This window comes from Amycolatopsis plumensis (genome assembly GCF_042652605.1).
In the GTDB taxonomy this organism is placed as follows: domain Bacteria; phylum Actinomycetota; class Actinomycetes; order Mycobacteriales; family Pseudonocardiaceae; genus Amycolatopsis; species Amycolatopsis plumensis.
In genome coordinates this window covers 7,921,921-7,948,728 of sequence record NZ_JBHSJY010000001.1, presented here as the reverse complement: position 1 = coordinate 7,948,728, position 26,808 = coordinate 7,921,921, and the positions used below count along the sequence as shown (strand labels likewise).

Sequence of the window (26,808 nt, the reverse complement as noted above, 5' to 3'; positions counted from 1 at the left end):
GACGAAATCAGCATGCCGGCGATCCTGGCGGCGGTGGGCGGCATCGCCCGCGAGCTGGAGCTGCCCGCGCTGCTGGACCGCGCGGTGACGGCCACGTGCGAGCTGCTCGGCGCCCGGCGCGGCCGGCTGCACCTCGCCGAGGGCGGGACCGCCGAGTACGGCCGGGGCGCGCTTGGCCCCGGCGCGGTCGAGCTGCCAGTCCGCGCGGGCACGGAAACCTTCGGCACCCTCAGCGTCGAGCCCGGCGACGGCGGCGAGTTCGGCCGCCGCGAACGCGAAGTGCTCGGCGCGCTCACCGCGGCCACCGGGATGGCCGTCGAGAAGGCCCTGCTCGTCGACCAGATGCGCCGCCGCGAACGCTGGCTGGAGGCGTCCTACGACGTCACGCGCGCCCTGCTCTCGGCCCAGGACCTGCGGGCCACGCTGCGGCTGGTCGCCGAACGCGCCCGTGTCGTCGCCGGCGGGACCGCGGGCGCGATCGCCCGGCCCGACGGTCCCGGCCGGCTCGTGTTCGACGTCGTCGAGCCGCCGGGCGAGGACGCCGACCGCCTCACCGGAATGACCGTGCCGGCCGAAGGCACCGCCACCGGGATGGCGTTCACCACCCGGCGCCCGGTCGTGGTCCGCGACTACGGCGAGCACGTGCAGGAGCAGCAGCGCCACTACGACGGGCCGATGCCGGCCATGGTCAAGGACCTGGACTCGGCGATCTCGGTGCCGCTGATCGTCGGCGAGGAGACCCTCGGGGTGCTGGTGGTCGCGAAGTTCCGCGACCGCTCGCCGTTCACCGACTCCGACGTCCAGCTGGCCGAGACGTTCGCCGGCCACGCCGCGCTCGCCGTCGAGTTCTCCCGGGCCCAGGAAGCGCGCCAGCAGCTGGCGGTGTTCTCCGACCGCGACCGGATCGCCCGCGACCTGCACGACCTGGTCATCCAGCGGCTGTTCGCGACCGGGCTCGGGCTGGAGGGGGTCAGCAGGCTGATCGCCGACCAGGCGGTCGCCGCGCGCGTGGCCGGGTTCGCCCAGGACCTCGACGGCACGATCCGCGAGATCCGCAACAGCATCTTCTCGCTCCAGGCGCCCGCGCAGGCCCAGGGCAGCCTCCGCGCGGAACTGCTGCGGGTGGCCGTGGATGCCCGGGACGCACCGGGCTTCGAACCGCGGGTCGGCTTCGACGGGCCGCTGGACGCCGCGGTGCCCGACGCGGTCCGCTCCGACCTCATCGCGTCGCTGCGCGAGGCGCTGACGAACGTGGCCCGGCACGCGGACGCGAAATCGTCGTCGGTCGAAGTCACCGTGGACCGGCTCGGCCGCCGGCTGACGCTGGTGGTGCGCGACGACGGGGCCGGCCCGCCGCCCGAGGCGGACCGCATCAGCGGCCTGGCCAACCTCGCCTCGCGGGCGGCCCGGTGGGGCGGCCACTGCGTGCTGGCGGCGGGCGAGGACGGCGGGTCGCGGCTGGAATGGACGGCGGAGCTGCCGGCGATGCCCGCGGAGCAGGGGAGTGGACGATGACGATCGCGGTGTTCCTGCTGGACGACCACGAGCTGGTGCGGACCGGGCTGAAGACCGTCTTCGAGCCCGAACCCGACATCGAGGTGGTCGGCGAGGCGGGGACGGCGGCCGAGGCGCTGGTGCGGATCCCGCAGGCCCGCCCGGACGTGGCCGTCCTCGACGTCCGGCTGCCCGACGGGGAGGGCGTGGGGGTGTGCCGGGAGATCCGGTCCACCGTGGACCCGCCGCCTGCCTGCCTGATGCTGACGTCCTATTCGGACGACGAGGCGCTGTTCGGCGCGATCATGGCGGGCGCGGCCGGGTACATGCTCAAGCAGGTGTCCGGCCGGTCGCTGATCGAGGCCGTCCGCACGGTCGCCGCCGGTGGCTCGCTGCTGGACGCCACGCTGACCGCGTCGGTGATGAACAAGCTGCGCGGTGAGGACGTCGCGGCCCCCGATCCGCGGTACGAGCAGCTCAGCCCGCAGGAGCGGCGGGTGCTGGACCTGGTGGCGGAGGGCCTGACCAACCGGCAGATCGCCGAGCGGCTGTTCCTGGCCGAGAAGACGGTGAAGAACTACGTGTCGTCGGTGCTGCACAAGCTCGGCGTCGAGCGGCGCACTTCGGCGGCGGTGTACATGTCCCAGCGGCGGGCCGGGCCGGGACGATCGGGCTGATTTCCGGGCTGTTCGGACGAAACCGGTGGGGCATCCGACGTATCCAGCCGCCGATGGAGTACACCTGTCGGGTGACGCACGAAGTGTGTGCGCGACAGAGGGGACGACATGTCGGGGTTGTCGGGCGGGGACTATGTCACGCGGCAGATCAAGGCGCTCGCGGACGCGGTGCGCCACGAGGGGGCGGGCGGCGTCGGCACGCGCAGCTTCCAGCTGGCGGAGCACCTGGCGGCGGAGGGAGGCGTCCACCGCGGCGACATCCTGACGGCCACGGCGACGCTGCTGGCGATGACGGCGTGGTGCGACGGCGAGGTGGAAGCGGCCCGCCGGTTCGCGGAACTCGCGGGCGAGCACGACGAGGAGTCGCGCGAGCTGGTGACCCACCTGCTGCGGCTGGAGGCGGGCGCGGATCGCGGCTGGCTGCCGCGGGACCAGGCGGAGGCGCTGCTGGAGTACGCCCGCCGGGAGCGCCGGGGCGACCTGGCGCTCCGGCTGCGCACGATCGCGGGCGCCCGCCGCGGCCGGCACCGCCGGGACGACTGACTTCGCCTTCCGGCTCGTGAGTGGGAAACAGGGTTAGAACCCGGTTAGAACCCGCTTTACCACTCACGAGGGCTTACTGGTTGCGGGAGGCCAGGCCGGCGGGCGCGGACTTGACGGCCGCGTGGATCGCGTCGGCCAGGGCGAGAGCGTCCTCTTCGGTCAGCTCCAGGGCGACGCGCGCGGAAGCGCCCAGGGCCGGGTTCCGGAAGTCGATGTTCACCGTGTGCGCGTAGGGCGCGTGCACCGGGTGGTCGACGTATACGGTCCCCTCGTTCAGGCGGAACCAGCCGCGGGCACCCTTGCCGCTGCCTTCGAGCGCGAACTTCTCCGTCAGGTAAGTGCACATGCGCGGATTCCTCTCAGGCGGTGAGCGTGCGGGCGTAGAAGTCGAGGATGCGTTCCCAGCCGTCCTTCGCGGCTTCGGGACGGTAGCTCGGGCGGTCGACGGCGAAGAACGCGTGACCGGCGTCGGCGTAGGTGTGGAACTCGTGCTCCTTGCCGTGCTTCTCCAGCTCCGCCGCGAGCACCGCGACCTCGTCCGGGCTCGGGAACTGGTCGTCGGCGCCGAAGATGCCCAGCAGCGGGCAGGACAGCTGTGGCGCCAGGCCGAGCAGCGGCTTCATCCGCCTCATGGCTTCCGGCGGGTCGTTGACGACGAACGCGCCGTAGCAGTCCACCGCCGCGTCGAGCTCCAGCGAACACGCCGCCAGGAACGCGTGACGGCCGCCGGAACAGTGCCCGATCACGCCGACGCGGCCGTTCGCGTTCTCCAGTGCGCGTAGGTAGTCCGCCGCGCCCGAGACGTCACCGACCAGCCGGTCGTCCGGGACGCCGCCGGCCGCGCGGACGGTCGCAGCCGCGTCGTCCGGGTCCGCGCCCGGCGCCTCGCGCGTGTACAGGTTCGGGCAGAGCGCGTTGTAGCCCTCGACGGCGAAGCGGCGCACCATCTCCTTCGTCGCCGCGTCGTAGCCGGGCAGGTGGTGGATCACGACGACACCGCCGCGCGGGGTCTCGTCGGTGGGTTTGGCCAGGTACGCCTCGAGCTCGTCCCCGCCGTGGCCGGAGATGGTGACCGTCCCGGCGACGATCTCGTCCTTCATCGGTTCTCCTTCGCTTCTTCGAGGGTGTGGAGGTAGCGCTTGCCGCGCGAAGCGGACGCGATCGCGGCCACGACGGCCATCGCCGCGGCCGTGGTGAACACGACCACCAGGCCGTGGTGGAACGGGCCGGAAACCAGGCGCGGGAAGAAGTCCCCGCCGGTCAGCGTGGCGCGGTCGGCCGGGGCCAGCCCGGACAGGACGTCCGGGCCGAGCAGGTGCCCGACCGGGTTGCTGCCGAGGAACGCGGCGAACAGCGTGCTGACCGGCGGCAGCTGCGCGACCCCGTCCGCGACCGGCGCCGGGACGCCGTGGGCCTGCAGGCCGCTCGTGAGCGTCTGCGGCAGCGACGAGGCCAGCCCGGCGACCATCAGCGAGAAGAACACGCCGATCGACAGCGACGTCCCGGAGTTCTGGAACGTCGCCCGCATGCCGGAGGCCACGCCGCGCTGCTCGGTCGGGACACTGCTCATGATCGCCGAGGTGTTGGGCGCGGCGAACATGCCCTGGCCGATGCCGCTCAGCACGAGCAGGGCCGCGAACGCGGGGTACGGGAAGTCGACCGGCAGGGCCAGCAGGCCGAGGAACGCCGCGGCGACCAGGAGCAGGCCGCCGGTGGCCAGCGGCCGCGCACCGAACCGGTCGGACAGGTACCCGGACACCGGCCCGGCGATCAGGAACCCGAGGGTCAGCGGCAGCAGGTGGATGCCCGCCCACAGCGGCGTCTGCTCGTAGTCGTAGCCGTGCAGGGGCAGCCAGATCCCCTGCAGCCAGATGATGAGCATGAACTGCATGCCACCACGCGCGACCGAAGTCAGCAACGCGGCGACGTTGCCGGCGGCGAACGCGCGGATCCTGAACAGGCTCAGCCGGAACATCGGCGCGGCGACGCGGGTCTCGATGACCCCGAACAGCAGGAGCAGCAGCACGCCGGCGCCGATCCCGCCGAGCACCCACGGGTTGCCCCAGCCGGTGGCGGCGCCGCCGTGGGGCTGGATGCCATAGGTGATCGCGGCCAGCACCAGTGCGGTCCCGGCCGCGAAGGTGACGTTGCCGCCCCAGTCGACCTTCGCGCGCTGCGGGGTCCCCACCTCGCGGAGGCTGCGGATCGACCAGATCGTGCCGAGCAGGCCGAACGGGACGCTCACCCAGAACACCGCGCGCCAGTCGATCTCGGCCAGCAGCCCGCCGGCGACCAGGCCGAGGAACTGCCCGGCCAGCGCGGTGATCTGGTTGACGCCCAGTGCCATGCCGCGCTGCTCGGCGGGGAAGGCGTCGGTGAGGATGGCCGCCGAGTTCGCCGTCAGCATCGACCCGCCGACGGCCTGCACGACCCGCCAGCCGATCAGCCAGAGCGCTCCGGCCCCCGCGTGGAACGGGTCGAACGACAGGGCCACCGACGCGGCGCTGAACACCACGAAGCCGACGTTGTACATCTTGACCCGACCGAACATGTCGCCGAGCCGCCCGAGCGTCACCACGAGCACGGCCTGCACCAGCAGGTAGCCGAGGATCATCCAGAGCAGGTAGCCGATGTTGCCCGGGGCGAGCGGGTCGAGCCCGATGCCGCGGAAGATCGCCGGCAGCGAGATGATGACGATCGAGCCGTCGAGCGCGGACATCAGCACACCGAGCGTGGTGTTGGACAGCGCGACCCACTTGTAGCTCACAGCTCGTCCGCCAGCCGCTCGATCAGCGGGATGGCCGCGATCAGCTCGCGCTGCTCGGCCGCGGTGAACTTCTCCGCCAGCGCGGCCGCCATCTGCCGGGTGGTCTCGGAGCGCCGGTCGGTGAGCAGTTTGACGCCCGCTTCGGTGACCGACATCAGCACCTTGCGGCCGTCGGAGTCGTCCTTGCGCCGCTCGACGAGCCCGCGTTCGACCAGCCCGGCCAGGGTGACGCCCATGGCCTGCGGCTTGACCCGTTCGAGGTCGGCGAGACAACCGGGGGTGGCCGGGCCTTCGCGGTCGAGCCGGGACAGGACCGAGCGTTCGGGCAGGGTGAGTTCGCCGGCGACGTAGCCCTGGCGCAGCCGCCGGACCAGCCGGCCGAGCGCGACGCGCAGGTCGGCGCTCGCCTGGAGGAGCTCCTCGTCCGTCACAATCGTCAACCTAGACTGATAAACCTGGGTTGATCAACTCGGACGGACCGGGCGCTATCGGGTGACCCGGGAGCTTTCCCCCGGCACGTCGTGAGTGGTAAGGCGGGTTCTAACCCGCCTTACCACTCACGACGAGCTGCGGGAGGGGGATCAGCCGAGCGGGATTTGGACGGTGGCCTGGCCGCCGGGCGACTCGACGGCCAGGGTGAGCACCCGGGCCTCTTCCGGTGGGCCGGGTTCGAACGTGCGCCGCTCCACGAGCAGGCCGTGGGAGCCCGACCCGCCTCCGCCGCCGGTGCCGCGGTATTGGGTTCCGGCGTCGTCCCACCCGCGCCAGACGGTGCGAAGGTGAAAGAGCTCCCGCATCCGGCGAGGATCGACGCCGCTGCGGGCCGTGCTCAGGACGACGAAGGTCGACCACACCTCCAGGCTCACCAAGTCCGCCGTCAGCTCACCGGCCTCGAGGGTGCGGCCGGCGAGGGAAACCACGTGCCGCAGCACCGGTGTGGGCGGCTCTTCGATCGCCTGCCGCCACTCGGGCCGCTCGGCGCCCACCCGCCTGGCCACCGGCGCGAAGCCGGCGGAGGCCGACCCCTCCGCGTGCGCGACCTTGAGCCAGCCGGACTGTTTCAGGGTCTCGTCGAGGTCGGCGAGGATCCGGTCGGCGTCCTCCTGCGCCAGCGCCCCCGCGGCCACCAGGCCGATCGCCACCCCGCGGACCTCCCGCCGGTCGAAGCTCAGCTGCCGCCCGTGGGACGGCTGCCCGCGGCCCGCGCCCAGGTGATCGGAAATCAGTTTCTCCAGATATCCCCGCCCGTCCATGCCGCCATTCTTCCGCCGCGGTCAATGGATTTCGACCGGCTCCCATTCCGGGAACGGGTCCGGTCCGCTCGCTTCCCCGGGGCAGTCCCGCAGGGCGGCCAGCAGGGCGTCCCCGGCGAGGTCGACGCCGATGAACACCAGCTCCTGACGCGGTTCGGCCGCCACCCCTTGGGGTTCGAACCGGGCCACCGCGCCCGCCTGGGACCACAGCCCGGTCACCCCCGGCCGCGACGCCAGCGCGAAAAAGCCCTTGGACCGCAGCACGGTCCCGAATTCTCCGGAATCGAGCCGCCGACTGACGAAATTCCACAACCGGGCCGGGTCGAACGGCCGGGAAGCGCGGAACACGACGCTGGAAATGCCGTACTCCTCGGTCTCGGGGACGTGGTCGCCGTTCAGCTCGGCCACCCAGCCCGGCGCCTCCTGCGCCCGGGCGGCGTCGTACCGGCCGGTCCCGAACACCCGCTCCAGCGGCACCTTCCCGAAGCTGCCCGTGACGACGTCGGCGGCCGGGTTGAGCCGCCGCAGCGTCGCCACCAGCCGGTCCACCTCGGCCGGAGGAGTCAGGTCCGTTTTGTTCAGCAGCAGGACGTCGGCGAACTCGACCTGGTCGATCAGCAGGTCGCTGACCGTTCGCTCGTCGCCGGAGTACTGGTCGAGCCGGCGCTCCACCAGGGAGTCGCCGGCCGCCAGCTCCCGGGCGAAGTGCGCGGCGTCCACCACCGTCACCATCGTGTCGAGGTGGGCGACGGCGTCCAGGAACGTGAACGTCGCCGCCACCGGCATCGGCTCGGAGATGCCGCTCGACTCGATGAGCACGTGGTCGAAGCGGCCGTCCGCGCACAGCGCCGCGACCTCCTCGAGGAGGTCTTCCCGCAGGGTGCAGCAGATGCACCCGTTGGTCAGTTCCACCAGGCGTTCCCGCGACCGGACGAGCGCGGCGTCGATGTTGACCTCGCTCATGTCGTTGACGATCACCGCCACCCGCACCCCCGCCCGGTGGGCGAGGATGTGGTTGAGCAGCGTCGTCTTGCCCGCGCCGAGGAAACCGGACAGCACGGTGACCGGGACGCTCACGGCGCGTGGAAGTGCTTCATCAGCCGCCGGGGGACCAGCCGGACCTCGCCGTCGACCTTGATCGGCACCAGGTCCGGCACGGCGGCCTTCCACTGCGCCCGCCGCGAGCGCGTGTTGCTGCGGGAGGTCTTGCGCTTGGGGACGGCCATCAGCGGGTGCCTCGCTTCCCGTAGCGGCGGTGGAACTTCTCGACCTGGCCGGCGCTGTCCATGATCCGCTGGGTGCCGGTCCAGAACGGGTGCGACCACGAGCTGATGTCGACCATGACGAGCGGGTAGGTGTTCCCGTCGGACCACTCGATCGTCTTGTCGGAGGTGATGGTGGAGCGGGTGAGGAAGGCGTCGCCGGTGGACGAGTCCTTGAACACCACGGGGTGGTAGTCGGGGTGGATTCCGGTCTTCATCGTTCTTCCTTTCGGTTCGCCGCGGAGTGCCGCGCCGGGTCGGGTTCGGTGTCCTCGCACGGTTCTTCGTGCCAGTCGCCGAACGGGTCGGGGTAGCGCGCCCACGCTTCGGGCCCGGCCGCGAGCTCTTCGTCGGTCAGTAGAGCGCCGCGCAGGGCCGCGTCGATCTCGTCGGGCGTTGTCTGGTCCGTCACCACGACGAGTTCCTGCGCGCGGTCGCCGTGCACCGGGTGCCACCGCAGGGACGCGAGCGTCCGGCGCTCGGGGGAGACGTCCGTCCACTCCGGACCGCCGGGCGCGGCGAGCCACGGCCCGGCGTGGCCCAGGCCCAGTCCGCCGCCCGCCGACTCGATCCAGAACGCGACGTCGGGCTGGCTCGCCACCCAGGCGCGCCCGCGGGTCCGGACGACGCCGTCGAGCAGCACGTCCAAGGCGTCGTGCAGGCGGGCGGGGTGGAACGGCCGCTGCGCGGTGAAGGTGACCAGCCCGATGCCGCAGTCGACGTGCACCGGCGGCTGGCCGCGCAGCAGGGCGCCGTGCATGTCGGTGACCTCGCCGCGGCGGGCATCGGCGGGGACGGCGTCGAGGACGCTGTGCCCGTCGACGCGCGCCAGCTCGACCCGGGGCACCGACGGCGCGACCCGGTCGAGGACCGCGGCCCCCTTCGCGGCGGTCCACGCGTCGGGCGCCGCGCCGGCCAGCACCAGGACGTCGGCGAACTCCACCTGGGACAGCGCGACCTGGGCGACGGTCCGCTCGTCCTCGGGGCTGCCCTGCAGGTTCCGGTCGGCCAGTTCGTCGTCGCCGGTCGCGTCGGCGAGCCAGGCCGCGCAGTCGACGACGGTGAGGACGGCCCGCAGGTCGACGTCGTCGCGCACCGGGTGGTCGCCGACCAGGACGTTCCGGACCGCCCAGCTCACCGGCTCCGGCTCCATGGCCTCGTCGAGCCGGACGACGATCCGGGACACCTCCGGGCGCCGGGCCAGCCGCCGCAGCAGCGGGAGCAGGTCTTCCCGCAGGGTGCAGGGTACGCAGCCGTGGGCCAGCTCCAGGACGGTGAGGTCGTCGCGCTCGCCGAGCTTCAGCCGGCGGCGGACCACGCCGGAGTGGATCTCGCGCAGGTCGTGGTGGACGACGGCGGTGCCGGGCTCGGCCACGCGCAGCAGCTCGGCCAGCGCCGCGTTCGGTCCGGCGGCCAAGCCGCTCACGAGGACGAGCGGGACGCGGGGGTGGTGGGTCACAGGGGCTCCAGGAATGCGGGCGGGGTGCGGTGCGCTACAGTAACTGAAAACGACAATCACATTCAACTATGCACTATCAACTCGGGAGGGTCCTTGTCCGCCGTGTGCCAGGTCACCGGCCGCAAGCCGGGCTACGGCAAGCAGGTCTCGCACTCCCACCGCCGCACGTCCCGGCGGTGGGAGCCGAACCTGCAGAACCGTCGCTATTTCGTGCCCAGTGAGGGCCGCTGGGTGCGGCTGCGCGTCTCCGCCAAGGGCATGAAGACGATCGACAAGCGCGGCATCGAGGCCGTCGTCGCCGAGCTGAAGGCGAAGGGGGTGAAGCTGTAATGGCGAAGAGCACCGACGTCCGGCCGATCATCAAGCTGCGGTCCACCGCGGGCACCGGCTACACGTACGTCACCAAGAAGAACCGCCGCAACGACCCGGACCGGATGGTCCTGCGCAAGTACGACCCGGTCGCGCGCAAGCACGTCGAGTTCAAGGAAGAGCGCTGATGGCCAAGAAGTCCAAGATCGCGAAGAACGAGCAGCGGAAGGTGATCGCCGCGCGGTACGTCGAACGCCGCCGCGCGCTCAAGGCCGTCATCGCCTCGCCCGGCTCGTCGCCGCAGGAGAAGGCCGAAGCCGTCGTCGCGCTGCAGAAGCTGCCGCGCGACGCGAGCCCGACGCGGATCCGCAACCGGGACGTCTCGGACGGCCGCCCGCGCGGCTACCTCCGGAAGTTCGGGCTGTCGCGGGTGAAGATGCGGCAGGCCGCGCACCACGGCGAGCTGCCCGGCGTCGCGAAGTCGAGCTGGTGAGCCGGATGCCGAAGCCGCACCGCGACCGCCCCGGCAAGCGCAAGGTGAACCTGTTGCACGCCAACAAGATCACCCACGTCGACTGGAAGGACGTCGACCTGCTGCGGAAGTTCGTCTCCGACCGCGGCAAGATCCGTGCTCGCCGCGTGACGGGATTGACGCCGCAGCAACAGAAACAGGTCGCCACGGCGATCAAGAACGCGCGCGAGATGGCCCTGCTGCCGTACCCGTCGGCCGGCCGCGCGAACTAATTCGGATGCGCGCAGCCGGGTGGCGCGCGACCATGGGCGCACGAAAGGGGGCGTCGCACGGGATGTCCTGAAGCACAGGAGGTCCACGCTTGCACGCCCAGCTCACGGTCACGCCCGCCCGGCTGCCCGAGCTCCTGCTCACCACCGCCGTCGTGCGGCCGGTGTTCCTCTGGGGCGCGCCCGGGATCGGGAAGTCTTCGCTGGTGCGCGACTTCGCGGCGTCCCTGGGCCTGGATTGCGTTTCGCTGCTGGGCACCCAGCTCGCCCCCGAAGACCTCATCGGCGTCCCGCAGATCACGGGTGGCCGCAGCCGGTTCTGCCCGCCGGAGCAGATCGCCCGCGCCGAGCCGTACTGCCTGTTCCTCGACGAGCTGAACGCCGCCGCGCCCGACGTCCAGAAGGCGTTCTACTCGCTCATCCTCGACCGCCGCATCGGCTCCTACGAGCTGCCGCCGGGCTCGATCGTGATCGGCGCCGGCAACCGCGCCACCGACCAGGCACTGGCCCGGCCGATGGCCTCGGCCCTGGTCAACCGCCTGGTCCACGTCCACCTGCGCGCCGCGCCGGACGACTGGCTCACCTGGGCCGCCGGCCACGGCATCCACCCGTGGGTGCTCGAGTACCTCACCCAGCACCCCGACCACCTCTGGAGCCCGCCGCCGAAGACCGAGGAGCCGTTCTCGACGCCGCGCTCCTGGCACATGCTCTCGGACCTGCTGCACTCCGCGGGCGACCCGGCCGACGACGAGACGGTCGCCCTTCTGGCGTACGCGACCCTCACCCCGGCCCACGCCGGCGCCTTCCGCGCGTACCTCAAGGTCGCCCGGCACGCCTTCGACCTGGAGGCGATCCTCAAGGGCGAGGCGCGCTGGCCCGCCGAGCCGGCCGACCGCGACCTGCTCTACTTCCTCGCCGAGACCTTCCGCGCCCGGCTGGTCAAGGACCTGCCCGCGGACAAGCGGCACGCGTCGGCGGCCGTGCGCCAGTTCGCCTTCCGCGCGAAGAGCCTCCTGGTCGAGCTGGCCGAGATCTCCCTGGAGATGGCGCAGCTGGTCATCGCCGACGACGAAGCCGGGAACCCGCGGCTGCCGTCGTGGTTCCTGGTCGAAGCGGCCCGCGACCTGCCGCGGCTGGTGGCGGCGCGGGCATGAGCAACGCCCGCGTCGAAGCCCGGCGCCGCGAACACCGGAACAAGGCGATCGAAGACGGCTGGGCTCAGGCGCGGGCGAACACGGTCCTGGACCACCTGGCCCGCGGTGCGCACCTGAGCCCGGAGAGCGCCGGCGCCGGCTGGGCCGTCGTCAACAACCGCGGGGTGATCACGGCGAACCGCGCCCGCGACGCCGAGCCCGGCGAGTGGGCGTGGGTGTTCGCGCACCTGTTGCTGCACCTGGGCCTCGGCCACCTCGACGACGACCGGCTGACGGAGGCCGAGGCGATCATGCCGGACGGCGACGTGGACCCGGTGTACGCCACGGCCTGCTGCGTGGCCGTCCACCGGTTCGCCGCGGCGGTGCGCGTGGGGATTCCGGTCGTCGACCTGCCCGAACTTCCCGGCACCGACGAGCTCGCGCTGACCCGCGTGTGGCGCGAGACGGGAGTTCCCGCGCCGTTCACCGGCGGGCCGGGTCCGTGCCTGCGGCTCGCGCGCTTGATGAGCCACTGGCAGCTGCAGTACCACCGGAAGCCGGAGCCGTGGACCGAGCGGTTCGCCCGCGGCCTGATCGCCTCGGCCACCGAGGCCATGGAACGCGCCGCCGACGCCCGCGGCCAGAGCCGGCACCGGCGGGCGATGGGGGAGTGGGACCGCGCCCTGTCCTGGTTCGTCTCGTCGTTCCCGCTGCTCGCCGCGGTCGCCGCCGGGTTCACCCTCGTCGTCGACGCCGAGGTCGTCCGCGCCTGGAACATCGCACTGGCCGCGGTCGACGCCGAGCACGGCGAAATCCACGTCAACCCGGCCGCCGACCTGACCGCCGAGGAGTGGCGGTTCGTCCTGGCCCACGAAATGCTGCACGCGGCGCTGCGGCACGACCGGCGCGCCTTCGGCCGCGACCCGTACCTGTGGAACGTCGCCTGCGACTACGTCATCAACGGCTGGCTGGTCGCCATGGGCGTCGGCGAGCTGCCGCACGGCGTCCTGCACGACCGGCAGCTGACCGGGATGTCCGCGGAATCGGTGTACGACACGCTGACCACCGACCTCCGCCGCGCCCGCAAGCTGCTGACCCTGGGTTCGCGCGAGGCCGGGGACGTGCTGGGCGAGTGGCTGTCCGAACCGGACGCGGTGCGGCGCCGGGCGTCGAAGCGGAGCTCCCGGCCGATGCCGTGGGTCGACCGCGTCCACGGCGTCGACCTCGACGAGTTCTACCGCCGGGCGCTCACCCAGGGCCTCGAGTACCACCACGCCCAGGGCCGCGGCCTGCTGCCGGCCGGGCTGGAGGAGGAGATCCGGGCGCTCGACCACCCGCCGCTGCCGTGGGACGCCCAGCTCGCGCGCTGGTTCGACGAGCACGTCCGGGTGGAGCTCCCGGTGCGCAGCTACGCGCGGGCGTCCCGCCGCCAGTCGTCGACGCCGGACATCCCGCGCCCGGGCCGCGTGCGCCCGGAACGCCTGGACCGGCGCGTCACCTTCGGCGTGGTCCTGGACACCTCGGGGTCGATGAACGCGGAGCTGCTCGGCAAGGCGCTGGGCGCGATCGCGTCGTACGCGCTGGCCAGGGACGTCCCGGCCGCGCGCGTGGTGTTCTGCGACGCCGTCGCCTACGACGCCGGGTACCTCGCGGTCGAGGACATCGCGGGCCGGGTCAAGGTCCGCGGGCGCGGCGGGACGATCCTGCAGCCCGGCGTCGACCTGCTGCAGCGCGCGGCCGACTTCCCGGCCGACGGCCCGATCCTGATCATCACCGACGCGTACTGCGACCACGTGCGACCCCGCCGGGAGCACGCGTACCTGGTGCCGCGGGGCGCGCGGCTGCCCTTCGTGGCCCGCGGGCCGGTGTTCCGCGTGGCATGACCCACGCTGGGCTGGCGCAGGGCTCCCGCACCAATAAACTCCGGCGCATGGACGACCCGCACTACCTTTCCGGCCTGCAGCTGACCGGGCGCCGCGTCGTGATGATCGGCGGCGGCTCCGTGGCCCAGCGCCGGCTGCCCCGGCTGATCAGCGCGGGAGCCCGCGTCGAACTGGTGTCGCCGCACACGACGCCGTCGGTGCAGGGGATGGTGGACGCGGGCGAGCTGGTCTGGCACGAACGGCCCTATCAGGAAGGCGACCTCCGTGCCGCCTGGTACGCGCTGGCCTGCACGGACGACCCGGCGGTGAACGCCGCCGTCTGCGCCGAGGCCGAGCGGGAGCGGGTGTTCTGCGTCCGCGCCGACGAAGGCGAGTCGGGTTCGGCGGTGACCCCGGCGTCGGGGCGGCACGGCGGCCTGCTGTTCGGGGTGCTCTCCGGCGGCGAGCCGCTGCGGTCGGCGGCGGTCCGCGACTCGATGCTCGACGGCCTGCACAACGGCACCATCGAGGACGGCCGCCGTCCGCACCCGGAAGGCACGCTGCCCGGGGTGGCGCTGGTCGGCGGCGGTCCCGGCGACCCGGAGCTGATCACGGTCCGCGGCCGTCGCCTGCTGGCGCGGGCCGACGTCGTCGTGGTGGACCGGCTGGCGCCCCGCGAGCTGCTCGACGAGCTCGCGCCGGAGGTCGAGGTCGTCGACGCGGCGAAGATCCCGTACGGCCGCGCGGCCAGCCAGGACGTCATCAACAGCACGCTGGTCGAGCGGGCCAAGGAGGGCAAGTTCGTCGTCCGGCTCAAGGGCGGCGACCCGTACCTGTTCGGCCGCGGCTTCGAAGAGGTGCTGGCCTGCGCGGAGGCGGGTGTCCCGGTGACGATGGTCCCGGGCATCACGAGCGCGTTCGCGGTCCCGGCGGCGGCGGACGTCCCGGTCACCCACCGCGGCGTGGCCCACGAGGTCGTGGTGGTCTCCGGCCACGTCGCCCCCGGCGACGACCGGTCCCTGGTCGACTGGGACCTGCTGGCCCGGATGAAGGGCACGATCGTGCTGATGATGGGCGTCGAGCGCCTCCCGCAGTTCGCGAAGGCCCTCCTCGACGGCGGCCGCCCGGCCGACACCCCGGTCGCCATCATCGAGGACGGCACGATGCGCACCCAGCGCTCCCTGAGGTCCACATTGGACACGGTGGTCACCGACGCGGCGGCCTCCGGAGTCCGCCCCCCGGCCGTGATCGTGATCGGCCCGGTGGCGGGCCTCGCCCCCGCGTCGTAACTCGGCTTCCGCGTGATCGAGGAGTCAACACACGTGATTGCGGAGTCGACACGCGTGATTGGAAGGTCGACACGACAAGACTGCGGCCGGACATCGTGTCGACCCTGCAATCACGCGAGTTGGCGTCCCAATCACGCGAGTTGACTCCCTGATCACGGGAGATCAGGGAAGGAGGCGGCGGGCGGTGGCGAGGATCGTGTCGGCGACTTCGGCCAGGGGGCGGGTGCCGTCGACGATCGTGGCGCCGGGGTGGCGGTAGGCGTTGTCCTCGAGGGCCGCGGCCAGTTCCTCCGGGTGCTTGCCGAAGCTGTTCGACGTGCGGGTCCGGAGCCGGTGGCGGAGGGTGTCTTCGTCGATCACCAGCTCGACCACGAGGTCGAAGAGATCGCGCACGTCCTCGTGGTTCTCGGGGCAGCCGCAGAAGAACGCGATCCCGCCGGCCGCACGCGCCCGCAGCGCTTCCACCTTCGCGCGGTCGATCCGCCACCCGAAGCGGTCGAGCCAGCCCGCCGGCACCGGGTCGGGCGGATCGGTGACCACCTGCCCGGTCGCGCGGTCGGCCCAGTGGTGGTACCCCTCGTTGTCCGCGTCGACCGCGAGCTCGCCCCGCTCCTTCAGCACGGCGCAGACCGCCGACTTGCCCGCCCGGCGTTGCCGGTCACCCACACCAGCGGCATCTCAGTCTTCGTAGCAGCTCGCGGCGAAGTCCCGGATCGCGTCCGACAGCCGGGTCGGGTCGAGCCGGAGTTCCACCGGGCTGCGCGCCTGGACGAACTCCGCGTCCGGCATGTCGACGGCCAGGGTGTCCGCGTCGCCGAACGGGTGGATCGGATCGCCCTGGTGGCCGATCACCAGCGCGCGGGTCGTGATCTTGCGGCGGACCGCCTTCGGCGGCGCGATCCGGCCGAACAGCACCCCGTGCAGCAGGGCCGCCATCGGCGCCGGGCGCTGGGACAGCGTGTCGGTGACGACGTCGACCCACTGGTTGCCGTGCGGGACCACCGACGCCGCCAGCGCCACCGCCTGCACGGTGAACGGCAGGAACCGGGCGGCCATCAGCAGCGGGGCGAAGGTGACCAGCCCGGCGACGATCGTGTTGTCCAGCACCGGCATCTCGACGATCAGCCCCCGCGCCCGGGACGGCGCCGACACCGCCACTTCGAGCGAGACGTTCGCGCCGAGTGACGTCCCGCCGATCACCGCGGACGCAACCTCGAGGTGGTCCAGCAGCGCCAGGGTCTGCTCGGCGAACGACGGCATCGAGTACAGCCAGGACTCGGTCGGCCGGTCCGAATCGCCGTGGCCGAGCAGGTCGAGGGTGATCACCCGGAAGCCCGCGCGGGCCAGCCGGCGGGCCAGCGGCGCGTGCATCCGGCGGGTCAGCATGATGCCGTGGGTGAGGACGACGACCTTGTCGCCGCTGCCGAACTCGGTGTACCAGAGCCGGTGCCCCTCGTGGTCGAACGAGCCGGTGAGCTCGATCGGGCGGGAGGCCCGCCGGACGGGGGCGGACGGGGGTTCGGACTCGATCGCGGTCGCGCTGGCCGGGCTCATGTCCCACCGTCCTCCCCGGTCGTATGTGAGTCTCGTTCAGGAAAGCATCCCCCGACCAGGTTGGCACGGTGACGCCGACGTCAATTGACAAGGTGCCAATGGCGGGTGGTCGCGGGCATGGGTCAAGATGACCCCATGACCGCTACTGCTGACAGTCTGCCCGACCTCGTGTCCCTCAAGGTCGACGTCGACGGCCATGTGGCCGAAGTGACGCTTCTCGGCCCGTCGAAGGGCAACGCGATGGGCCCGGACTTCTGGCGCGAGCTGCCGCTGGTGTTCCGCGCGCTGGACGCCGACCCGCAGGTCAGGGCCGTGGTGCTGACCGGCAGCGGCAAGCACTTTTCCTACGGTCTGGACCTGCCCGCGATGATGGGCGACTGGGCCCCGATGCTGGGCGGGGACAACCTGGCCGGCCCGCGGACGGCGTTCCTCGACCAGGTCCGGTCGCTGCAGGCGGCGGTCAGCTCCATCGCGGAATGCCGCAAACCGGTCGTCGCGGCCGTTTCGGGCTGGTGCATCGGCGGCGGGGTCGACGTCGTCGCGGCCGCGGACGTCCGGCTGGCCAGCGCCGACGCCAAGTTCAGCGTCCGCGAGGTGCGCGTGGCCATCGTCGCCGACCTCGGCAGCCTCCAGCGGCTCGCCTCCATCGTCGGCGAGGGGCACCTGCGCGAGCTGGCCCTCACCGGCAAGGACATCGACGCCGCCCGCGCCGAGAAGATCGGCCTGGTCAACGACGTCTACGACAGCCAGGACACGCTGCTGAAGGCCGCGCGCGAACTCGCCGGCGAGATCGCTGCGAACCCGCCGCTGGTGGTGCAGGGTACGAAGCAGGTACTGGCGGCGAACACCGAGCGCCAGGTCGCCGACGGTCTCCGGTACGTCGCGGCGTGGAACTCGGCGTTCCTGCCCAGCAAGGACCTCGGCGAAGCGGTCCAGGCCTTCCTGGAGCGCCGCCCGCCGGAGTTCAAGGGCGAATAGGAGGCAGCGTGAGCGTCCACCACGCGTTCCGCGTCGCGCGGGACTACCTGCAGACCCACCGCGAGGACTACGACACGGCGTACCGCGACTTCGCCTGGCCGGAGTTCGACGAGTTCAACTGGGCGATCGACTGGTTCGACGTCGTCGCGCACGACCCGGCCAACGCCGCGCGGTACGCGCTGTGGATCGTCGAGGAGGACGGCACCGAGAACCGCTGGACCTACCCGGAGATGTCCGGCCGGTCCAACCAGGTGGCGAACTGGCTGCGCTCGCTCGGCGTCCGCCGCGGCGACCGGCTGATCCTCATGCTGGGCAACCAGGGCGAGCTGTGGGAGACGATCCTCGCGGCGATCAAGCTCGGCGCGGTGATCATCCCGGCGTCGACGCTGCTTGGCCCGGCCGACCTGACCGATCGGGTGGAGCGCGGCGCGGCCAAGCACGTCGTCGTTCGCTCGGTGGACGCGCCGAAGTTCGACGGCGTCGAGGGCGGCTACACCCGGATCGCGGTGGGGGAGCCGGTCGAGGGCTGGCACGCCTACTCGGCCGCGTTCGCCGAGTCGCCCGAGTTCACCCCGGACGGTCCGACGAAGGCGGCCGACCCGCTGTTGCTGTACTTCACCTCCGGTACCACCGCGAAGCCGAAGCTGGTGCAGCACACGCACGTCTCGTACCCGGTGGGTCACCTCTCGACGATGTACTGGATCGGGCTGGAGCCCGGGGACGTCCACCTGAACATCTCCTCGCCCGGCTGGGCGAAGCACGCGTGGAGCAACTTCTTCGCCCCGTGGAACGCCGAGGCGACGGTGTTCCTCTACAACTACAGCCGGTTCGACGCGGGTGCGCTGATGGCGCAGATGGACCGCTGCGGCGTGACGAGCTTCTGCGCGCCGCCGACGGTGTGGCGGATGCTCATCCAGGCCGATCTGACGGCGCTGAAGACGCCGCCGAAGAAGGTCGTCGGCGCCGGCGAGCCGCTGAACCCCGAGGTGATCGACCAGGTCGAGAAGGCGTGGGGCGTCACCATCCGCGACGGCTTCGGCCAGACCGAAAGCAGCGTCCAGATCGCGAACACGCCGGGCCAGGACGTCGTGCCGGGCTCGATGGGCCGCCCGCTGCCGGGGTTCGTGGTGGCGCTGGTCGACCCGGTCAGCGGCGAGCGGGCCGCGGAAGGCGAGATCTGCCTGGACCTGGCGCACCGGCCGGTGGGCCTGATGACCGGCTACGCCGACGACGACGAGCGCACGTCGGCGGCCTTCGCGAACGGCTTCTACCACACGGGTGACGTCGGTTCGATCGACGAACGCGGCTACATCACCTACGTCGGGCGCACCGACGACGTGTTCAAGGCGTCGGACTACCGGATCTCGCCGTTCGAGCTGGAGAGCGTCCTGATCGAGCACGAGGCGGTGGCCGAGGCGGCCGTCGTCCCGGCGCCGGACCCGATCCGGCTCGCGGTGCCCAAGGCGTACGTCGTCCTGGCGGCAGGCTTCTCTCCGGACGCCGCGACCGCGCGGTCGATCCTGGCCTACTGCCGCGAGCACCTGGCGCCGTACAAGCGGATCCGGCGGCTGGAGTTCGCGGAGCTGCCGAAGACGATCTCGGGCAAGATCCGCCGCGTCGAGCTGCGGGGCCGCGAGAGCGACCCGGCGCGGGGCACGGGGACCGAGTTCCGCGAGGAGGACTTCCCGGACCTCAAGTCCTGACCGCTGCGCCCCCGAACGCAGTGAATGACTCATTCCTGACGTCCGACGTCAGGAATGAGTCATTCACTGCGTCGGCCGGGTGCCGGTCAGCGGCGGGTGCCCTCGACCTGGCGGCCGTCCTCGGTCGAGCACGCCGTCACCGGGTCGTGGGGCCCGCTGCCGCACGTCCACTCGTCGAGGACGATCGGACCCGGGCCGTCGGCGTCGTTCGCCTCGGCCGGGGTCAGCTTCGCGAAGTAGTCCGTGAGCAGCTTCGTCGCCGCGGCGCAGTCCACCTTCCCGTGCGCGACGACGGCCGTCTTCGCGCCGCCCGTGCCCGTGATTTCGCCGCAGGGCACGCCCGGTGCCGTCGACTCCGCTGCCGCCACCGCGGCCGGGACGGTGGCGGACGGCGCCGCGGGCGCCGGGTCGCCGCCCGCGCAGCCGGCCAGTGCGGCGGACGCGGCGACGAGCAGCAGGGGGTAGGCGAGTGTCTTCATGGGCCCTTCTGGAGCGCGAGGATGAGGAACGGGACTCACTCGGACGGCACGACGGCGGCGAAGACCGTCTGCTCGCCCTTGGTGCAGGTGGTGCCGCCCTGGGCGGCGGGCGGCCCGGACGTGCACAGCCAGCCGTCGACGGTCTCGTTCACCGCGTCGTTCGAGCCGGCGCCCTGGCGCCCGGCGATCCGGTGGTGGAAGTCGCCGACCAGCTTCGTCGCCGCGGCGCAGCTGACCCCGGCCGAGCCGCTGTCGAAGACGTAGAGCGTCAGCCCGCTGGCGGCGGTGACGGTGCCGCACGACCCGGGCACCGACGGCGGCGGCCCGGAGGGCTTGGACGCCGGGGCGGGTGCGGACCCGCTGCCGGCCGGGGGAGCCGGCGACGGCGAGGGAGGTGCCGTGGTCGTCGCGGGCGGCGCGGAGGAGGCGGACGGCGGAGCCGGGGGAGCCGGGGCGGCGGGGTCGCCGGAACAGCCGGCGAGCGCGAGCAGGGCGAGGCAGGCCACGAGCCACGTCCTCGTGGTGGTCGGGTGGGGCACCGCGATCCTTCCTCGCCATCGGTTCCCGTGGTGTGTCCACGGGTGTGCCGGAGATTACAACAGCGGCCCGGCGGCCCGGCCCGGTGGCTGCCGAAACGATGTCCACAATGGACGATTAACATTCCGTTCACGCTCCGAAACCTCCCGCTGTCATCAAGAATCGATCGGTCTAATTCGCGCCGAGACGGTTAACGATCCGGCCTCGCGTGCCGAGAATCCTGGTGGAGGCCGACGAGCTTCCCCGTCCCGAATCCCCGTCCCGAATCCGTGAGAGCGATGAACGCCGACGCTGTGAGCACCGAAGACCCGTCCAGTCCGCCGACCGTCCCGAGCACCGTGGTCTGGTGCTGCGGCCGCCCGTACGTCCTCGAGGGACGGGCCGGCCGCGCCCGCTGGATGGGCACCGACTACCGAGGCCGCCCCGAGTCGCTGACCAGCGCCGAGCTGCAGCGGCGCGGGTGGAGCCACCGCCGCGCGAGCTGAGCGTGACGCCGGGCTGCCCCGATGGGGTGGCCCGGCTGCGTCACTCGGGGAGCGCCCGCGGCTGGGGGCCGCGCCGGGTGCCGGGCCGGTCATGGCACGGCAGGCCCCGGCCCTGGTCGCCGCGGCACCGCAGGCCCGCTTCAGGCGCTCGCAGCGACGCGCCCCGGCATGAGCGCCCCAGTGCAGGCCCCACCTCGGGGGCCCAAAGCCTCGCGCCCCGGCCCGACCGCCCCAGCCCCGCGGCACAGAACACCCCACCCGGCCACCGCACCACCGGACACCCCCACCCCGCTCCGCTGTTTAATGGCCCCGTGAGCACAGCCGCCCCCGAACCCGCCGCTCAGACGGGTCCCGCCGCCGAGCCGTCGCTGCTGCGGCAGGCCCTCAACGTCCCCAACATCCTGTCGCTGCTGCGGCTGGCCGGGGTCCCCGTGTTCCTCTGGCTGCTGCTCGGCCCCGAAGAAGACGGCTGGGCGCTCGCCCTGCTCGTCTTCAGCGCCCTGACCGACTGGCTCGACGGCAAGCTCGCCCGCTGGCTCAACCAGATGTCCCGGCTCGGGCAGCTGCTCGACCCCGCCGCCGACCGGCTCTACATCCTCGCCACCCTGATCGCCTTCCTGGTCCGCGGCATCATCCCGTGGTGGGTCGTCGTCCCGCTCGTCCTGCGGGAGGCCGTGCTCGGCGTCTGCGTCGTCACCCTGCGCCGCCGCGGCTTCGCGCCGCCCGAGGTCACCTACATCGGCAAGGGCGCGACCTTCGTCCTGATGTACGCCTTCCCGTTCCTGCTGCTCGCGCAGGGCGGTTCCGACGTCGCCGCCGTCGCTCGGCCGATCGGGTACGCCTTCACCATCTGGGGTGCCGTCCTCTACGTCTGGTCCGGCGTCCTCTACGTCGTCCAGGCGCGCAACGCCCTGCGCGAAGCGGCCGAGTGAGCTTTCGCCGGGTCGTGGCGGGCGGCTGCGCCGTGTGGGTGTAAGACTTCGCCCAACACTTCCAGTGAGGGCATGAAAGGGGACCGGCGGTGTCCGCTCCTGAAGAGCTTCGCTACACCGAGGAACACGAGTGGGTCGCCACCCGCGGCGAGGACACCCTCGTGCGCGTCGGCATCACCGAGTACGCGCAGGACCAGCTCGGCGACGTCGTGTTCGTCGACCTGCCCGACGTCGGCAGGCAGGTGAGCGCGGGCGACGTCTTCGGCGAGGTCGAGTCGACCAAGAGCGTCTCCGAGCTGTTCGCGCCGGTCGACGGGGAGGTCGTCGCGGTCAACGACGCCGTCGCCGACTCGCCCGAACTCATCAACAGCGACCCCTACGGCGAGGGCTGGCTGATCGAGATCCGGCTCGACGACCCGGCGGGCCTGGAAGCTCTGCTCGAAGCCGAGGCGTACGACGCGCTGACCAAGGGCTGAAGCCCGCTCCGCCGGTTCGGGGAGCCGGGGCTCGGAGAATCGATCAGGCACGGTACGTTGGCAGCTACACGTTCTTGAGTACTGGCAACACAGCATGTGTGGAGGAGAGCTCAGGTGAGCACGAACGACGGGCCCGGCGGCGTTCCCCCGGAGCAGTCTCCGGAGCGGACCTCTGTCTTCCGGGCCGACTTCCTGGCCGAAGCCGAAGGTCGCGAGCCCGCCCCGGAAGCCCCGGTCCAGGGCGTCGACGCCCTGCCCCCGGGTTCGGCGCTGCTGGTCGTGAAGCGCGGGCCGAACGCGGGTTCGCGGTTCCTGCTCGACCGCGACACCACCAGCGCGGGGCGGCACCCGGACAGCGACATCTTCCTCGACGACGTCACGGTCTCCCGTCGGCACGCCGAGTTCCGGCGTGAGGGCGGCGAGTTCGTCGTCATCGACGTCGGCAGCCTCAACGGCACCTACGTCAACCGCGAGCCGGTCGACCAGGCCGTCCTCGCCGGCGGCGACGAGGTGCAGATCGGCAAGTTCCGCCTGGTCTTCCTGACCGGCCCGGGTCACGGGGGCCAGGGGGCGCAGTGACGGCGGCCGGGCGGCCACAGAACCACGGACTGAGCATCGGGGCGGTTCTCGCGCAGCTGCGCGGGGACTTCCCCGACGTCACCATCTCCAAGATCCGGTTCCTCGAAGCGGAAGGCCTGGTCACGCCGGGCCGCACGCCGTCGGGCTACCGGCAGTTCGCCGCGGCGGACGTGGAGCGCCTGCGGTTCGTCCTGGCCGCCCAGCGGGACCACTACCTCCCGTTGAAGGTCATCAAGGAGCAGCTGGACGCGGTGGATTCGGGCGCCGAGCCCACCGCTGCCCTGCCCCGCCCGCCGCGCCGGCTGGTGCCGATCGACGCGCCGGCCGAGAACGTCGGCCTGCCCGTCGCGGACGACTTCGCCCCGGGCAAGGAGCTGCGCCTGACACGCGAGGAGCTGCTGGCGCAGGCCGGCATCGACGCGCCGGCGCTGGCCGAGCTGCAGCAGTACGGCCTGGTCCGGCCCGGTCCCGCCGGGTTCTTCGACCCGGACGCGGTGCTGGTCGCGCGGACGGTCAAGGCGATGACCGAGTTCGGCATCGAGCCGCGGCACCTGCGGGCCTTCCGTGCGGCGGCCGACCGCGAGGTCGGCCTGCTGGAGCAGATCGTGACGCCGGTGTATCGGCACCGCGACCCCGAGGCGAAGGCACGCGCCGACGAGGTGGTGCGGGAGCTCGCGGCCCTGTCCGTGACCCTGCACACGCTCCTCGTCAAGGCGGGAATCCGCGGCGTCGCCGGGTGTTGATCGATAACGGGGCAGTGAGATCCTCTTTGCGGTCCCATGTCAATGACTGAATGTTCGGCACCGCATGCCGTACCGTGAAGGCACGGGTTTGCGGCAGGCGAACCGAGAGAGTCCGGACAGCGAGCACAGCGCACGGATGACGGGTAGCGTCGGGAGTATGGGCGTGAAGCCGGTTCAGCGCTGCAGCCCGTGTGCACGAGAGGGAGGCGAAGCCCGATGAGCGAAATGCGCGTCGTCGGTGTGCGGGTCGAGCTGCCCGCGAATCAGCCGATCTTGTTGCTGCGGGAAACCGAAGGCGAACGGTACCTGCCGATCTGGATCGGCTCGGTCGAAGCCACCGCCATCGCTTTGGAGCAGCAGGGGGTCCGCCCCGCCCGCCCGCTCACGCATGACCTGCTGAAAGAGGTCATCGGAGCGCTCGGCCGGGAGCTCGAGCAGGTCGTCATCACCGACCTGAAGGAAGGCACGTTCTTCGCCGAGCTCGTGTTCGACGGCGACATCCGGGTGTCCGCCCGGCCGAGCGACTCGGTCGCGCTGGCCCTGCGGATCGGCGTCCCCATCCACGCCGTGGACTCGGTGCTGGAGGAAGCGGGCCTGATCATCCCGGACGAGCAGGAGGACGAGGTCGAGAAGTTCCGCGAGTTCCTCGACTCCGTGTCGCCCGAAGACTTCCGGGGTGCCGACACCTGAGGGGTGCGGAGTTCATGCCCCTGAGCGCGTACCCGGTCCGAGCTTCGATCGCCGTGTCCGACATCGAGCGGGCGGTCGCGTTCTACGAAGGCAAGCTCGGCCTGCGGGCGTTGCGGTCCGGCCCCAGCGCGCACATCGACGGCGGCAGCCGGACCTACGGATCCGGTGGCGGACCGGCCCTGAACGTGTACCAGTCCGTCACCGCCGGGAAGAGCCCGGCCACCCTGGCGACCTGGTACGTCGACGACCTCGACGAGATCGTTGACGAACTCACCGCGGCCGGCGTCGAGTTCACCCGCTACGACCAGCTCGAACACGACGCCAGGGGGATCACCGTCCGGGCCGGTGGCGGGCGGATCGCCTGGTTCCAGGACCCGGACGGCAACACCTTCGCCATCGAAGCCGACACGTGAGAACTTGCCTTGACGTGGACGTCAACGTCTAGCGTCGAGGGCATGCGGATCGGAGAACTGGCGCAGCGCACCGGGGTCACCACCCGTGCGCTGCGGTTTTACGAGGACCAGGGCCTCCTGAGGACCCGTCGTGCGGCGAACGGCTACCGCGAGTACGACGAGGACGACCTCCAGCTGGTCAAGGAGATCCAGACCCTCCAGACCGTCGGCCTGACGCTGGAAGAGACCCGCCCGTTCGTCGAGTGCCTGCGCAGCGGCCACGAGACCGGCGACTCCTGCGCGAACTCGATCGAGGTCTACCGGCGCAAGCTCGAAGAAGCCGACGCCCTCCTCGCGCGCCTCGGCGGCATCCGCGGCGAACTGGCCGCGAAACTCGCCGCCGCCCTCGAGCGGCAGGCGCCCGATCCGTGTGTCGTGCCCGCGTCCCCGCGCCCCTGAAGGAGCCCCCATGTCCGCAGTCACCGACGTCACCGATGCGACCTTCGCCGAGGTCCTCGCTCACGACGTCCCCGTGCTCGTCGAGTTCTGGGCCACCTGGTGCGGCCCGTGCCGGATGGTCGGCCCGGTGCTCGCGCAGCTGGCCGCCGAGCGGGACGGCGAGCTCGCCGTCCGCAAGATCAACGCCGACGAGAACCCCGAGACCACCCGCTCCTACCAGGTCATGTCCCTGCCCACGATGATCCTCTTCCGCGGCGGGGAACCGATCGAGACGATCGTCGGCGCGTTCCCGAAGGCCCGCATCGAAGAGCGGCTCGACCGGGCCCTCACGGCGCCGTCGCTTTGACGAACGTGTCCGCCAGCTCGCGCCCGTACTGCTCCAGGTCCAGCTCCGGGTCGGCGGCGTAGGCCGCGGCGACGCCGTCGATGGCCTGGGCGATCGACATCGCCATCACCTCGGGCGTGAACTCGCCGAAGACGCCCTCGGCCTGGCCCTGCTTGAGCTGGCGGGCCAGCCCGTGCACGCGCAGGTCGTCGACCAGCACCTTCGTCATCACCCAGCCGTCGGCGTCGTCGGCGTTGGCCGCGAGCTCCGACAGTGTTCGGACGCACTCGGGGTAGGCACGCAGGAACGCCACCGACGTCTCGATGTGCGCCCGCAGGTAACCGCGCCGATCGGCCGGGTCGAGGCCACCGCCGGTGCGTTCGGTGAGGAAGCCGGCCTTCGTCTCGACGACCGTGCTGAGCACGGCCTGCATCAGGCCGGCCTTGTTCGTGAAGTGGTACGAGATCAGCCGGGTGCTGCTCAGCCCGGCCCGCTCCTTGATCTTGGCGAACGTGGTCCGCCGGTAGCCCAGGTCGGACAGCACGCCGATGGTGGCGCCGATGATCTGCGCCCGGCGCGCGGCCTCGGCGGGGCTGAGGCCCATCTCGGCCATGAGGTCGGTGTTTACTTGCATGAGTAACAAGTTACTTGGCTGAGTAAAACGGGTCAAGGGGTTTGAACCACGCCGCAGGGGGTACAGCAAACGGCTCAAAGGGTCAGCCGACCGCCTGGGCTTGCCGCGCGTCGCGTTGACCGGCACTGTCCGGGCGCTTACCGTCGAAGAAGGGAAATCGCCACGGTGTGATTCACGGTCTGGGGCCGGATCGTGGCGGTTGATCTCCGGCGGGTCCCGCTCCTGGGACTCCTCCGGCTGTCATTCGCCGGCCGCCAGGTCGGGCGAGGGGAGGCTTGCGTGGTCGAGGCTGGTTCCGAGAAGCAGCCTGTCGAGGTCGCGACTGGTGAGCAAGGGGAACTGTTCCCCGACAACTCGCTGCCCGACGAGCTGGTGGGCTACCGGGGTCCGGCGGCGTGCCAGATCGCCGGCATCACCTACCGGCAGCTCGACTACTGGGCCCGGACCAAGCTGGTCGCGCCCAGCATCCGCACCGCGCACGGCTCCGGCTCGCAGCGGCTGTACTCCTTCAAGGACATCCTGGTCCTCAAGGTCGTCAAGCGGCTACTGGACACCGGCGTCTCACTCCAGAACATCCGGGTCGCCGTCGACCACCTGCGCGTCCGCGGCGTCCGCGACCTGGCCCGGGTGACGCTGTTCTCCGACGGCACCACGGTCTACGAGTGCACGTCGCCGGAGGAAATCGTCGACCTGCTCCAGGGCGGCCAGGGCGTCTTCGGCATCGCCGTCAGCGGCGCGATGCAGGAAATCAGCGGCACGATCCACGAATTCCCGGCCGAACGCGCCGACGGCGGCATCGTCGAGACGCACGAACCGGACGAACTCACCCAGCGCCGCAACGCCCGCAAGACCGGGTGATCACCACCGCGGCGGGCAGAGTAAGGTTCACCGTGCGGTCGACGAATCCGCGCGGGAGAGTCCGAGCCACACCTTGAGCTCGGCGCCGAAGGAGCAAGTCCTCCCCGGAACCTCTCAGGCACCCTGGACCGCGCGGACGAGACGCCTCTGGAAAGCGGGTCGTCAGGACACAGCCTGATGGCCCCGCCGACGGTG

Annotated in this window: 36 protein-coding genes and 1 riboswitch; of the genes, 22 read left to right on the top strand and 14 right to left on the bottom strand. The window is 71.9% G+C overall.

Going from position 1 to position 26,808, the window contains the following annotated elements:
- Positions 1-12 precede the first annotated feature (12 nt).
- The 3 genes from ACFPLC_RS38365 to ACFPLC_RS38355 all read left to right on the top strand — a co-directional run bounded on the left by ACFPLC_RS38365 (position 13) and on the right by ACFPLC_RS38355 (position 2,714).
- Positions 13-1,515, top strand: a complete 1,503-nt coding sequence (locus ACFPLC_RS38365) for a GAF domain-containing sensor histidine kinase (RefSeq protein WP_378199532.1) — start codon at positions 13-15, stop codon at positions 1,513-1,515.
- Entirely contained in the window at positions 1,512-2,171 is a 660-nt protein-coding gene (locus tag ACFPLC_RS38360) for a response regulator (protein ID WP_378199408.1), read from the top strand. Before ACFPLC_RS38365 ends, ACFPLC_RS38360 begins: the two co-directional genes overlap by 4 nt.
- Before the next feature lie 108 nt (positions 2,172-2,279).
- Entirely contained in the window at positions 2,280-2,714 is a 435-nt protein-coding gene (locus ACFPLC_RS38355; RefSeq protein ID WP_378199405.1) for a hypothetical protein, read from the top strand.
- A gap of 73 nt (positions 2,715-2,787) precedes the next feature.
- On the opposite strand, the gene ACFPLC_RS38350 is transcribed toward ACFPLC_RS38355, so the two are convergent.
- The 9 genes from ACFPLC_RS38350 to mrf form a co-directional block, all read right to left on the bottom strand.
- Positions 2,788-3,060 carry a DUF6295 family protein gene (locus tag ACFPLC_RS38350; protein ID WP_191306301.1) on the bottom strand — a complete coding sequence of 91 codons (273 nt, stop codon included), beginning with the start codon at positions 3,058-3,060 and terminating at the stop codon, positions 2,788-2,790.
- 13 nt (positions 3,061-3,073) lie between these two features.
- Positions 3,074-3,814, bottom strand: coding sequence for a dienelactone hydrolase family protein (locus ACFPLC_RS38345; protein ID WP_378199402.1), 741 nt, complete (start codon positions 3,812-3,814; stop codon positions 3,074-3,076).
- Positions 3,811-5,481 carry an MFS transporter gene (locus ACFPLC_RS38340; protein ID WP_378199399.1) on the bottom strand — a complete coding sequence of 557 codons (1,671 nt, stop codon included), beginning with the start codon at positions 5,479-5,481 and terminating at the stop codon, positions 3,811-3,813. The genes ACFPLC_RS38345 and ACFPLC_RS38340 overlap by 4 nt, the downstream gene beginning before the upstream one ends.
- A complete protein-coding gene (locus ACFPLC_RS38335; RefSeq protein ID WP_378199529.1) occupies positions 5,478-5,912 on the bottom strand; it encodes a MarR family winged helix-turn-helix transcriptional regulator in 435 nt (144 codons plus the stop codon). Before ACFPLC_RS38335 ends, ACFPLC_RS38340 begins: the two co-directional genes overlap by 4 nt.
- A gap of 150 nt (positions 5,913-6,062) precedes the next feature.
- Positions 6,063-6,734 (bottom strand): hypothetical protein, encoded by a 672-nt coding sequence (locus tag ACFPLC_RS38330; RefSeq protein ID WP_378199396.1) that lies wholly within the window; start codon positions 6,732-6,734, stop codon positions 6,063-6,065.
- Between the two features lie 21 nt (positions 6,735-6,755).
- The gene (locus tag ACFPLC_RS38325) at positions 6,756-7,811 is read right to left on the bottom strand and encodes a GTP-binding protein (protein ID WP_378199393.1); all 1,056 of its coding nucleotides are present in this window, start codon (positions 7,809-7,811) and stop codon (positions 6,756-6,758) included.
- A complete protein-coding gene (gene rpmF / locus ACFPLC_RS38320) occupies positions 7,808-7,960 on the bottom strand; it encodes a 50S ribosomal protein L32 (protein WP_378199390.1) in 153 nt (50 codons plus the stop codon). Before rpmF ends, ACFPLC_RS38325 begins: the two co-directional genes overlap by 4 nt.
- On the bottom strand, positions 7,960-8,214 hold the full coding sequence (locus tag ACFPLC_RS38315; protein ID WP_378199387.1) for a type B 50S ribosomal protein L31: 255 nt from the start codon (positions 8,212-8,214) through the stop codon (positions 7,960-7,962). The genes rpmF and ACFPLC_RS38315 overlap by 1 nt, the downstream gene beginning before the upstream one ends.
- Positions 8,211-9,455 (bottom strand): ribosome hibernation factor-recruiting GTPase MRF, encoded by a 1,245-nt coding sequence (mrf, locus tag ACFPLC_RS38310; protein ID WP_378199384.1) that lies wholly within the window; start codon positions 9,453-9,455, stop codon positions 8,211-8,213. Before mrf ends, ACFPLC_RS38315 begins: the two co-directional genes overlap by 4 nt.
- 93 nt (positions 9,456-9,548) lie before the next feature.
- Between mrf and rpmB the strand changes: the two genes are divergently transcribed.
- The 7 genes from rpmB to cobA all read left to right on the top strand — a co-directional run bounded on the left by rpmB (position 9,549) and on the right by cobA (position 14,789).
- Complete coding sequence (gene rpmB, locus ACFPLC_RS38305) at positions 9,549-9,785, top strand: 50S ribosomal protein L28 (protein WP_003091680.1); 237 nt, start codon at positions 9,549-9,551, stop codon at positions 9,783-9,785.
- Entirely contained in the window at positions 9,785-9,952 is a 168-nt protein-coding gene (gene rpmG, locus ACFPLC_RS38300) for a 50S ribosomal protein L33 (RefSeq protein ID WP_003091682.1), read from the top strand. Before rpmB ends, rpmG begins: the two co-directional genes overlap by 1 nt.
- Entirely contained in the window at positions 9,952-10,257 is a 306-nt protein-coding gene (rpsN, locus tag ACFPLC_RS38295) for a 30S ribosomal protein S14 (RefSeq protein WP_191306291.1), read from the top strand. The genes rpmG and rpsN overlap by 1 nt, the downstream gene beginning before the upstream one ends.
- Entirely contained in the window at positions 10,254-10,508 is a 255-nt protein-coding gene (rpsR, locus tag ACFPLC_RS38290; RefSeq protein ID WP_191306290.1) for a 30S ribosomal protein S18, read from the top strand. The genes rpsN and rpsR overlap by 4 nt, the downstream gene beginning before the upstream one ends.
- A gap of 89 nt (positions 10,509-10,597) precedes the next feature.
- Positions 10,598-11,659, top strand: a complete 1,062-nt coding sequence (locus ACFPLC_RS38285; protein ID WP_378199379.1) for an ATP-binding protein — start codon at positions 10,598-10,600, stop codon at positions 11,657-11,659.
- Positions 11,656-13,521, top strand: a complete 1,866-nt coding sequence (locus tag ACFPLC_RS38280) for a vWA domain-containing protein (protein ID WP_378199376.1) — start codon at positions 11,656-11,658, stop codon at positions 13,519-13,521. The genes ACFPLC_RS38285 and ACFPLC_RS38280 overlap by 4 nt, the downstream gene beginning before the upstream one ends.
- A gap of 47 nt (positions 13,522-13,568) precedes the next feature.
- Positions 13,569-14,789, top strand: coding sequence for a uroporphyrinogen-III C-methyltransferase (gene cobA, locus ACFPLC_RS38275; RefSeq protein ID WP_378199373.1), 1,221 nt, complete (start codon positions 13,569-13,571; stop codon positions 14,787-14,789).
- Positions 14,790-14,951: 162 nt separating this feature from the next.
- On the opposite strand, the gene ACFPLC_RS38270 is transcribed toward cobA, so the two are convergent.
- Positions 14,952-15,455: a hypothetical protein gene (locus tag ACFPLC_RS38270; protein WP_378199370.1), complete on the bottom strand. Its 504-nt coding sequence runs from the start codon at positions 15,453-15,455 to the stop codon at positions 14,952-14,954.
- 12 nt (positions 15,456-15,467) lie between these two features.
- Positions 15,468-16,343 carry an alpha/beta fold hydrolase gene (locus tag ACFPLC_RS38265; protein ID WP_378199367.1) on the bottom strand — a complete coding sequence of 292 codons (876 nt, stop codon included), beginning with the start codon at positions 16,341-16,343 and terminating at the stop codon, positions 15,468-15,470.
- Between the two features lie 135 nt (positions 16,344-16,478).
- On the opposite strand from ACFPLC_RS38265, the gene ACFPLC_RS38260 reads away from it, so the two are divergent.
- On the top strand, positions 16,479-17,321 hold the full coding sequence (locus tag ACFPLC_RS38260) for a crotonase/enoyl-CoA hydratase family protein (RefSeq protein ID WP_191306284.1): 843 nt from the start codon (positions 16,479-16,481) through the stop codon (positions 17,319-17,321).
- 8 nt (positions 17,322-17,329) lie between these two features.
- The gene (locus tag ACFPLC_RS38255; protein ID WP_378199364.1) at positions 17,330-19,024 is read left to right on the top strand and encodes an AMP-binding protein; all 1,695 of its coding nucleotides are present in this window, start codon (positions 17,330-17,332) and stop codon (positions 19,022-19,024) included.
- Positions 19,025-19,110: 86 nt separating this feature from the next.
- Here ACFPLC_RS38255 and ACFPLC_RS38250 read toward each other — a convergent pair whose 3' ends face one another.
- Positions 19,111-19,503 carry a hypothetical protein gene (locus ACFPLC_RS38250; RefSeq protein WP_378236072.1) on the bottom strand — a complete coding sequence of 131 codons (393 nt, stop codon included), beginning with the start codon at positions 19,501-19,503 and terminating at the stop codon, positions 19,111-19,113.
- A 35-nt stretch (positions 19,504-19,538) separates the two neighbouring features.
- On the bottom strand, positions 19,539-20,042 hold the full coding sequence (locus tag ACFPLC_RS38245; protein WP_378199358.1) for a hypothetical protein: 504 nt from the start codon (positions 20,040-20,042) through the stop codon (positions 19,539-19,541).
- Positions 20,043-20,318: 276 nt separating this feature from the next.
- Here ACFPLC_RS38245 and ACFPLC_RS38240 point away from each other — a divergent pair, with 276 nt between their 5' ends.
- From ACFPLC_RS38240 to trxA, 9 genes are all read left to right on the top strand, one after another.
- Positions 20,319-20,525: a hypothetical protein gene (locus tag ACFPLC_RS38240; RefSeq protein ID WP_191306280.1), complete on the top strand. Its 207-nt coding sequence runs from the start codon at positions 20,319-20,321 to the stop codon at positions 20,523-20,525.
- Positions 20,526-20,836: 311 nt separating this feature from the next.
- Positions 20,837-21,457 carry a CDP-alcohol phosphatidyltransferase family protein gene (locus tag ACFPLC_RS38235; RefSeq protein WP_378199355.1) on the top strand — a complete coding sequence of 207 codons (621 nt, stop codon included), beginning with the start codon at positions 20,837-20,839 and terminating at the stop codon, positions 21,455-21,457.
- A gap of 89 nt (positions 21,458-21,546) precedes the next feature.
- Positions 21,547-21,933, top strand: coding sequence for a glycine cleavage system protein GcvH (gene gcvH, locus ACFPLC_RS38230; protein WP_013226819.1), 387 nt, complete (start codon positions 21,547-21,549; stop codon positions 21,931-21,933).
- Between the two features lie 114 nt (positions 21,934-22,047).
- Positions 22,048-22,512, top strand: coding sequence for a glycogen accumulation regulator GarA (gene garA, locus ACFPLC_RS38225; protein ID WP_004559567.1), 465 nt, complete (start codon positions 22,048-22,050; stop codon positions 22,510-22,512).
- Positions 22,509-23,255 (top strand): transcriptional regulator FtsR, encoded by a 747-nt coding sequence (ftsR, locus tag ACFPLC_RS38220; RefSeq protein WP_378199351.1) that lies wholly within the window; start codon positions 22,509-22,511, stop codon positions 23,253-23,255. Before garA ends, ftsR begins: the two co-directional genes overlap by 4 nt.
- A gap of 216 nt (positions 23,256-23,471) precedes the next feature.
- Positions 23,472-23,945, top strand: a complete 474-nt coding sequence (locus ACFPLC_RS38215; protein ID WP_004559569.1) for a bifunctional nuclease family protein — start codon at positions 23,472-23,474, stop codon at positions 23,943-23,945.
- Positions 23,946-23,959: 14 nt separating this feature from the next.
- Positions 23,960-24,358: a VOC family protein gene (locus ACFPLC_RS38210; RefSeq protein WP_378199348.1), complete on the top strand. Its 399-nt coding sequence runs from the start codon at positions 23,960-23,962 to the stop codon at positions 24,356-24,358.
- Between the two features lie 42 nt (positions 24,359-24,400).
- A complete protein-coding gene (locus tag ACFPLC_RS38205) occupies positions 24,401-24,796 on the top strand; it encodes a MerR family transcriptional regulator (RefSeq protein WP_378199345.1) in 396 nt (131 codons plus the stop codon).
- Between the two features lie 10 nt (positions 24,797-24,806).
- A complete protein-coding gene (gene trxA, locus ACFPLC_RS38200) occupies positions 24,807-25,142 on the top strand; it encodes a thioredoxin (RefSeq protein WP_378199343.1) in 336 nt (111 codons plus the stop codon).
- Here trxA and ACFPLC_RS38195 read toward each other — a convergent pair.
- Positions 25,123-25,755, bottom strand: coding sequence for a TetR/AcrR family transcriptional regulator (locus tag ACFPLC_RS38195; RefSeq protein WP_378199340.1), 633 nt, complete (start codon positions 25,753-25,755; stop codon positions 25,123-25,125). The two genes, trxA and ACFPLC_RS38195, sit on opposite strands and share 20 nt — an antisense overlap.
- A gap of 279 nt (positions 25,756-26,034) precedes the next feature.
- Here ACFPLC_RS38195 and ACFPLC_RS38190 point away from each other — a divergent pair, with 279 nt between their 5' ends.
- Complete coding sequence (locus ACFPLC_RS38190; RefSeq protein ID WP_033260631.1) at positions 26,035-26,613, top strand: MerR family transcriptional regulator; 579 nt, start codon at positions 26,035-26,037, stop codon at positions 26,611-26,613.
- Between the two features lie 42 nt (positions 26,614-26,655).
- A riboswitch (glycine riboswitch) is annotated at positions 26,656-26,754 on the top strand.
- Positions 26,755-26,808: the final 54 nt, after the last annotated feature.